At 57.5% G+C, this 4,891-nt stretch carries 6 protein-coding genes; 1 reads left to right on the forward strand and 5 read right to left on the reverse strand.

From position 1 onward, the window contains the following. Positions 1–188: 188 nt before the first annotated feature. Entirely contained in the window at positions 189–749 is a 561-nt protein-coding gene (locus tag L2A60_RS19830) for a hypothetical protein (protein WP_235706188.1), read from the reverse strand. Between the two features lie 53 nt (positions 750–802). Then, positions 803–1,705 (reverse strand): MBL fold metallo-hydrolase, encoded by a 903-nt coding sequence (locus L2A60_RS19835; RefSeq protein WP_235706189.1) that lies wholly within the window; start codon positions 1,703–1,705, stop codon positions 803–805. A 461-nt stretch (positions 1,706–2,166) separates the two neighbouring features. On the opposite strand from L2A60_RS19835, the gene L2A60_RS19840 reads away from it, so the two are divergent. Next, positions 2,167–3,165: an IS4 family transposase gene (locus tag L2A60_RS19840; RefSeq protein ID WP_235706190.1), complete on the forward strand. Its 999-nt coding sequence runs from the start codon at positions 2,167–2,169 to the stop codon at positions 3,163–3,165. Here the strand turns inward: L2A60_RS19840 and L2A60_RS19845 are convergent. The 3 genes from L2A60_RS19845 to L2A60_RS19855 all read right to left on the reverse strand — a co-directional run bounded on the left by L2A60_RS19845 (position 3,160) and on the right by L2A60_RS19855 (position 4,771). Beyond that, positions 3,160–3,390: a hypothetical protein gene (locus L2A60_RS19845; RefSeq protein ID WP_235706191.1), complete on the reverse strand. Its 231-nt coding sequence runs from the start codon at positions 3,388–3,390 to the stop codon at positions 3,160–3,162. The two genes, L2A60_RS19840 and L2A60_RS19845, sit on opposite strands and share 6 nt — an antisense overlap. Positions 3,391–4,008: 618 nt before the next feature. Continuing rightward, positions 4,009–4,416 (reverse strand): PaaI family thioesterase, encoded by a 408-nt coding sequence (locus L2A60_RS19850; RefSeq protein ID WP_235706192.1) that lies wholly within the window; start codon positions 4,414–4,416, stop codon positions 4,009–4,011. 10 nt (positions 4,417–4,426) lie between these two features. Further along, positions 4,427–4,771 (reverse strand): GNAT family N-acetyltransferase, encoded by a 345-nt coding sequence (locus L2A60_RS19855; RefSeq protein WP_235706193.1) that lies wholly within the window; start codon positions 4,769–4,771, stop codon positions 4,427–4,429. Between the last annotated feature and the right edge of the window lie 120 nt (positions 4,772–4,891).

Genomic DNA, 4,891 nt, shown 5'->3' on the forward strand with positions numbered 1-4,891 from the left:
CTCGAGCCGATCGGCAACATCCCACCCGCCGAGGCCGAGGCGCGCTACTATGAACAACTGAACGAGCTGGCTATGGTCGCCTGAGTCAAACAAAATGGCCTCCAGGATTCCCGGCGCGGTTCATGGTGTGAGTCATTGGTTCTCTTGGGCAGACTGGCATGTTGCAAGCGCAGTTCGCAATCTGATCGCTACATTTTGTTCCCCATCATGCCGCGCATCATCGCTGGCATGCCGTCCTTGGCGAAGCGGTCGAGCTCCTTGGCGTGCGCGTAGATCACCTTGACCATTTCCGGGTCATCCGAGGTCTCGGTCACCTCGATGCCGGTCGGCAACAGCCGATAGGAGCGCCGGTATTTTGTGGGATTCTGCAGCATCGCGGTGGCGCTGGGGCTCATCATATAATTGAACGGGCGGTTCTCGGCCAAGCGCCGATACATTTCGATCACATGCGCCTGGATGATGCCGGCTGTTTTTGGGTTACTCGAAACCGTCGCGTCAATGATGCCGTTCGGCAAATATTCCGTGGCGCGTTGGATTTCAGCGTGGCGTTCGAACAGTTCCATGCCGAGTTTCATCGGCCCCATCATGTTCCCCCGCGACATCATGTCCTGCATGCCACTGCCGGACATCATCCCACCCGTCATGCCTCCAGATGAGTCAGCCAGAGCCGCCTTGCGGCCGAACCCGAAAAGCGCAATTGAACCCGAAATAAGTCCGCCGATTCCAGCGGCAACGGTACGACGTTTCATGATATTCATCCTCGACATCATTGGTGCAAATTTCGGCTGTCGGCCGTCTTGATTTAATCGGCCCGGTCGGACGCCATAGTCGGCCCGCCTTTGGATTTCACAGGGATGAGCAGGTAACACACGCCGTTGGACTCGGCGGGCGGAAACCGCCCGGCGCGGATATTGACCTGGATCGACGGCAGCAGAAGCGCTGGAGCGGCGAGGGTCGCGTCACGCGCTTCTCGCATCGCGACGAACTCGTCTTCGGTGACGCCGTCATGGACGTGCTTGTTGCCGGCGCGCTGCTCGGCCACCGTGGTCTCCCAGGCGTAGTGATCGCGTCCAGGCGCCTTGTAGTCGTGGCACATGAACAGCCGCGTTTCCAGGGGTAGTGCGAGCAGGCGGTGGATTGAACGGTAGAGCTGATGCGCGTCACCACCCGGAAAATCGGCGCGCGCCGTGCCGTAATCGGGCATGAACAGACTGTCGCCCACGAACACCGCATCGCCGATTTTATACGCGATATCGGCAGGCGTGTGGCCCGGAACGTGCAGCACTTCTACCTCCAGACCGCCGATGCGGAAGCGTTCACCATCGCGAAACAGGCAATCGAAATCGCCGCCATCAGCCTTCACGTCGGTCGCATTGAAAACCGGCCGGAAAATACGCTGCACATCACGAATATGCTCGCCGATTCCGATCCGCGCGCCGGTATGCATTTTGATGAACGGAGCGCCCGACAAATGATCGGCGTGGGCGTGGGTTTCCAACGCGTGCTCGATGACGAGCCCATCCGCCTCGGCGGCGCGCAGGATTGCCTCGACGGGGCGCGTGTCTACCTCGCCTGACCCTGCGTCGTAATCGAGCACGGGATCGATTACCGCGGCACGGCGGGTGGCAAGGTCGGCCACGAGATAGCTCACCGTATGGGTGGTTTCGTCGAAGAATGCCCGGATCAGGGGAGCGTTTTCGGTCATGGTGCTTCCATCGAGTTTGGATCTGGCAAAGATGCGCGATCCTACGGAGAATCTCCGTGTGCCGCTGCGGCAGAGCTTTGCCCGCCGAAAGCAAGATATAGGGACTATGTGTCACCAAAACTTGTCAGCGGGACGGGAAACTGTGCCAATTTGTGCCACGCCATCTGGAGCGGGGCATTGCGGTTGCGCGTTCGAATCGTCCATCGAGTGACGTCTGCCGATCCCTCTTGACTTTTATGGGGTGGGTCAAGAACCGCGTTTCCAGGGAAGGACGACGGCTGAACAGCCCCGTCTGTATCCAAGGCGCGCAGGATCGGCGTCGGCGAAGCCGGCGTGATGGCGTTGGTAACCGACCGGGGCAGCTTTCGATTACCCACATTTTTGAGATGTTTGGGGTCTGGGTATTGCCCGGCTCGAATCGTGTGTGATTCCTTGTCTGGCACCGATTCGGAGGCGGTGCGATGGACGAGACAGATACGACATGGTTTGATCGGGAGGTATCCGGTTGTCATTTGGCGGATGAGCGTCTGAAGAAGCGGTTGGGGGATCTATTGGGCCGGATTGGAGGTGCGGTGGGAGAAACTATTCCCAGAGCCTGCCAGGACTGGGCTCACACCAAGGCGGCCTATCGGTTTTTTTCGAACGACCGGGTGAATGAGGCCGATATCATGGTCGGCCATTTTGCAGCGACCAGAGAGCGAATGGCGGCCACCGAGGATCTTGCTTTTGTTCTGCACGACACGACGGAATTCACTTTTCAAAGGGAAGATCAGGCAGCGATCGGGCTGACGAAGAGCGTCAACAGCGGGCGCGACAAGGCTGGCCGGATACGGTCGCACGCGGTCTGCGGCATTTTGATGCATTCGAGCCTCGTCCTGACACGCGAGGGCCTGCCGCTGGGCCTTGCGGCGGTCAAATTCTGGACGCGCAAGAAATTCAAAGGCACGGCGGCCCTCAAGCGCAAGATCAACCCGACCAGGGTGCCGATCGAGCAGAAGGAGAGCTTTCGGTGGCTGGAAAATCTACGCCAGTCAACAGAATTGCTCGATGATCCGGGTCGATGCGTTCACATCGGCGACCGGGAAAGCGATATTTACGAGTTGTTTTGTACGGCCCAGGAGATGGGAACCCATTTTCTGATCAGGACATGTGTCGATCGCCTGGCGGGCGACGGCGGTCACACGATTGCCACGGAGATGAAAGAGGTCAAGGTCGCCGGTCTGCATCGTATCGAGATACGGAACGGGCGGGGGGAACCTGATGAAGCAATCCTGGAGCTCAAATATCGCAAGATCACGGTATTGCCGCCGATCGGCAAACAGAAACGATATCCGCCATTGATCCTCACGGTGATCCATGCCGAAGAAAGGGGATCACCGAAAAATCGTGAGAAAATCAAATGGAAGCTGATTACCGATCTCGCCGTGCGGTCCCGGCGCGATACGATCGAGAAGCTATAGTGGTATGCTTTTCGGTGGAAGATCGAGGTTTTTCACAAGATCCTCAAATCGGGTTGCAAAGCCGAAGATGCCAAGCTCCGGACTGCGCAACGCCTCGCGAATTTGATCGCGATCTTCTGCCTGATCAGTTGGCGGATTTTCTGGCTTACCATGGCCAATCGCACTACCCCAGCCGAACCTCCACGGTGTGCCCTGACCAAATTGGAAATCGACTTGCTCGATCACATCGTAAAAGATCGAGAGCCATGCAGCCAGAAAACACTATCCCTCGGCCCAGCTTGGACAACGCTATCGCGTTCCCTCCGCTGCTTTCCATCGACTGCGTCGATGGAACCTTCGCAGCTCCGCCCACATACCCACAGCCACAACAGCAGCAAGCAGCGTAATATAAATGGAGATCAGAACGGCGCCGCTTCCACCTTAATTCCACCCGGCGTTGGTCCTCACCGCAGGGTCCAGTTCAACCACCCCATCCAGCTTCGGCTTCACCCGTGACGGATACTGATGCACAGGCGGCAACGCGCCCGCCAGCGCTTGGCGCCGCCGATGAACCCCAAATTTTGCCGCTACACCGGCAACCGTGCCGATCCCAAACTCATGCTCCCGACGGAGCTGCTCGAATAATTCCACTTTGGCTTTCCAATCCACGCGTGGCCCCCCGATCGTGCCGAGGTGACCCTAGGTTGATGACGGGGGTGGGCCAAAATTCGCCATCACCGCTGGGCCAAAATTCAGTAGCAAAGCCAAACAAATATAGAACCTAATCAGTGGGATCGGTTTATTTGGTGAAGCACTCCGGGAAAGAAGTGTGATCGGTCCAGAGTATGGCGGAGGCTGCGATTTTCAGGAAGCAGGAACGACGGTGCCTTGAGCGATCGCGCATAGTTTCTCTTCGCCGTCTTCAACCGCATAGATTTCGCATTGACACACGACTTGGCGCTTTCCGATGCCCTTGGCTTGAGCCCGTGCGACCAGATGTGAGCCGCGTGCGGGCTTCAGGTAGTTGATCTTGAATTCCGAGATGAGCGCATTGCCTCCAAGGGCCAGCCCACCGGCGAAGGTGATCGCATTGTCGGCGAGATAGCTAATTGCTCCGCCATGAACGAACCCGTGCTGTTGCTTCAGATTGTCCGTGATCGGCAGAGTCAATTCGGCATCTTTCGGACCGGCGTTCGTTAATTGGGCACCGATGAATCGGCTGAACGGCTGTGACTCGAATATATGCCGAGCAAATGCTTGTAGGTCGTCCACTTTTCCCCCTTTAATGTCGCGCTTCGAAAGCCAGCGTTCGACAGCAGGAGCAGGTCGCCGATTTCAGCGACTTTTGCAGATGGATGGATCTGTCTGATTGCCCTGCAGCGACGAATCCCCTGCGCATCGCCATTCCAACCGCTACGGCATTATCGACTAGAAGAACAGCATCGATAGCTATGATGGGCAGATTTCCGAGCCAATTATCGAGCGCTCCCATCAGAGCGCTTCCGAGACCTTGCCCAGTAAGATCGGACCTGACAACAAGTGCCAGTTCGAGTTCTGTGGCAAGATGCTGGCCGACAGAAACTAAAGCGACCATCTCGCCGGTCGGATCAAAGACGCCCTGGACCACTAGTACCCTCCGTCATTGATTTTGCGGCGGACCTTCGATTCGATGACTCCGCAACGACGGAGATGGTTCGTGACCGCGAAACAAAGTGCCGTAAAGAAGTATGTGGTGAAGCTCAGCCTC

Source organism: Acidiphilium iwatense, assembly GCF_021556475.1.
Classification (GTDB): domain Bacteria; phylum Pseudomonadota; class Alphaproteobacteria; order Acetobacterales; family Acetobacteraceae; genus Acidiphilium; species Acidiphilium iwatense.

Coding starts and splice junctions, on each gene's coding strand:
- L2A60_RS19835 (WP_235706189.1), bottom strand. CDS start 1,705: ATGACCGAAAACGCTCCCCTGATCCGGGCATTCTTCGACGAAACCACC.
- L2A60_RS19840 (WP_235706190.1), top strand. CDS start 2,167: ATGGACGAGACAGATACGACATGGTTTGATCGGGAGGTATCCGGTTGT.
- L2A60_RS19830 (WP_235706188.1), bottom strand. CDS start 749: ATGAAACGTCGTACCGTTGCCGCTGGAATCGGCGGACTTATTTCGGGT.